The organism is Saccharopolyspora karakumensis, assembly GCF_004349225.1.
Taxonomy (GTDB): domain Bacteria; phylum Actinomycetota; class Actinomycetes; order Mycobacteriales; family Pseudonocardiaceae; genus Saccharopolyspora; species Saccharopolyspora endophytica.
This window is the reverse complement of record NZ_SMLA01000116.1, coordinates 1-2,172: the sequence shown is the minus strand read 5'-3', so window position 1 is coordinate 2,172 and position 2,172 is coordinate 1. Positions and strand designations below refer to the sequence as shown.

The 2,172-nt window shown below is 68.1% G+C and carries 1 protein-coding gene; it reads left to right on the top strand.

What is annotated here, in order from left to right; translation table 11 throughout:
- Positions 1-4: 4 nt before the first annotated feature.
- On the top strand, positions 5-2,172 hold a 2,168-nt coding region (locus tag E1202_RS31020), incomplete at its 3' end, for a (Fe-S)-binding protein (protein ID WP_132686864.1).

Genomic DNA, 2,172 nt, shown 5'->3' with positions numbered 1-2,172 from the left:
GAGCATGGGTGCTGTACAGATCACGCTTGGCGCGATCTCGGTCGCGCTCGGCGTCGTCGCGTGGAGCATGTTCGCCATGACCATCGCCCGATTCGTGCGGATCATCCGCCTCGGGCAACCCGACGGCACCCGGAACGGTCCGGCTCTGGCGCGTCTGGCCACACTGGTCAAGGAGTTCGCCGCGCACACCCGGATGAACAAGTTCCGCCACGTCGGCGTGTGGCACTGGCTGGTCATGTGGGGCTTCCTGCTCGGCTCCCTTGCCCTGTTCGAGGCCTACGGCGAGGTCTTCGTCCCCACCTGGGGCTGGCCGATCCTCGACGACCTGGCGATCTACCACCTGCTGATGGAGGTCCTGGGCGTCGGCACGGTCGTCGGCATCCTGGTGCTGATGGCGATCCGCCAGGCCAACCACCCGCGCAAGGCCGGACGGGTCTCGCGCTTCCAGGGCTCCAACTTCGCCTGGGCCTACTTCATCGAGGCCGTGGTGCTGATCGAGGGCATCGGCATCCTCGGTGTGCGCGCCGCGAAGGCCGCCCTGGGCGTGCACGAGATGCCGCTGTGGGCCGAGTTCGTCTCCGGCCCGGTCGGCATGCTGCTGCCCGCCAGCGAGAACCTGGTCTCGGTGTTCGCCTTCATCAAGCTGATGAGCGCCACCGTCTGGCTGATCGTCGTCGCCCGCACCATGACCATGGGTGTGGCCTGGCACCGGTTCAGCGCGTTCTTCAACATCTACTTCAAGCGCGAGGCCGACGGTGACGTCGCCCTGGGCGCGGTCAAGCCGATGATGTCGGGCGGCAAGCCGCTGGACTTCGAGGAGGCCGACCCCGACACCGACGTGTTCGGCGCCGGCAAGGTCGAGGACTTCTCCTGGAAGGGCTGGCTGGACTTCACGACCTGCACCGAGTGCGGTCGTTGCCAGTCGCAGTGCCCCGCCTGGAACACCGGCAAGCCGCTGTCGCCGAAGCTGATGATCACCCAGCTGCGCGACCACGCCTACGCCAAGGCCCCGTACCTGCTCGCCGGCGGCAGCAAGGACATGGCAGGCGACGAGGTCGGCATCACCGGTGACGGTGCCGAGGAGAAGCTGGGCAAGATCAACGCGCTGGCGCTGGCCGAGGCCGAGCGCCCGCTGGTCGGGGGCCCGGAGGAGATGGGCGTCATCGACCCCGAGGTCCTGTGGGCCTGCACCTCCTGCGGTGCCTGCGTCGAGCAGTGCCCGGTGGACATCGAGCACGTCGACCACATCGTCGACATGCGCCGCTACCAGGTCATGATCGAGTCGAACTTCCCGACCGAGCTGGGCGGGATGTTCAAGAACCTGGAGAACAAGGGCAACCCGTGGGGCCAGAACGCCAAGGACCGCCTCGCGTGGACCGAGGACCTGGACTTCGAGGTGCCGGTCTTCGACGGTGAGCTCGCCGCCGACGACGAGTACCTGTTCTGGGTCGGCTGCGCCGGTGCCTTCGAGGACCGCGCGAAGAAGACGACCCAGGCCGTCGCCGAGCTGCTGCACATGGCGGGCGTGAAGTACAAGGTGCTGGGCCCGGAGGAGACCTGCACCGGTGACCCGGCCCGCCGCGCGGGCAACGAGTTCATCTTCCAGATGATGGCCCAGCAGAACGTCGAGGTCCTCAACGGAGTCTTCGAGGGCCGCGAGCCGGGCAAGCGCAAGATCGTCGCGACCTGCGCGCACTGCTTCAACAGCCTCGCCAACGAGTACTCCGAGCTCGGCGGTGACTACGAGGTCGTGCACCACACCCAGCTGCTCAACAAGCTGGTCCGCGAGAAGCGCCTGACCCCGGTCGCCCCGGTCGCCGAGGACGTGACCTACCACGACCCCTGCTACCTGGGACGGCACAACAAGGTCTACACCCCGCCGCGCGACCTGGTCGGCGCCGCGGGTGCGACCTTCCGCGAGATGCCGCGCCACGCGGACCGCGCCATGTGCTGCGGCGCCGGCGGTGCCCGCATGTGGATGGAGGAGCGCACCGGCAAGCGGATCAACCAGGAGCGCGTCGACGAGGCCCTGGGCACCGCCCCCTCGAAGATCGCCACCGGTTGCCCGTTCTGCAAGGTGATGCTCTCCGACGGTCTGACCGCTCGGAAGAGCGAGAAGGTCGCCAACGAGTCCGTCGAGGTCGTCGACGTCGCCCAGCTGCTGCTCAACGC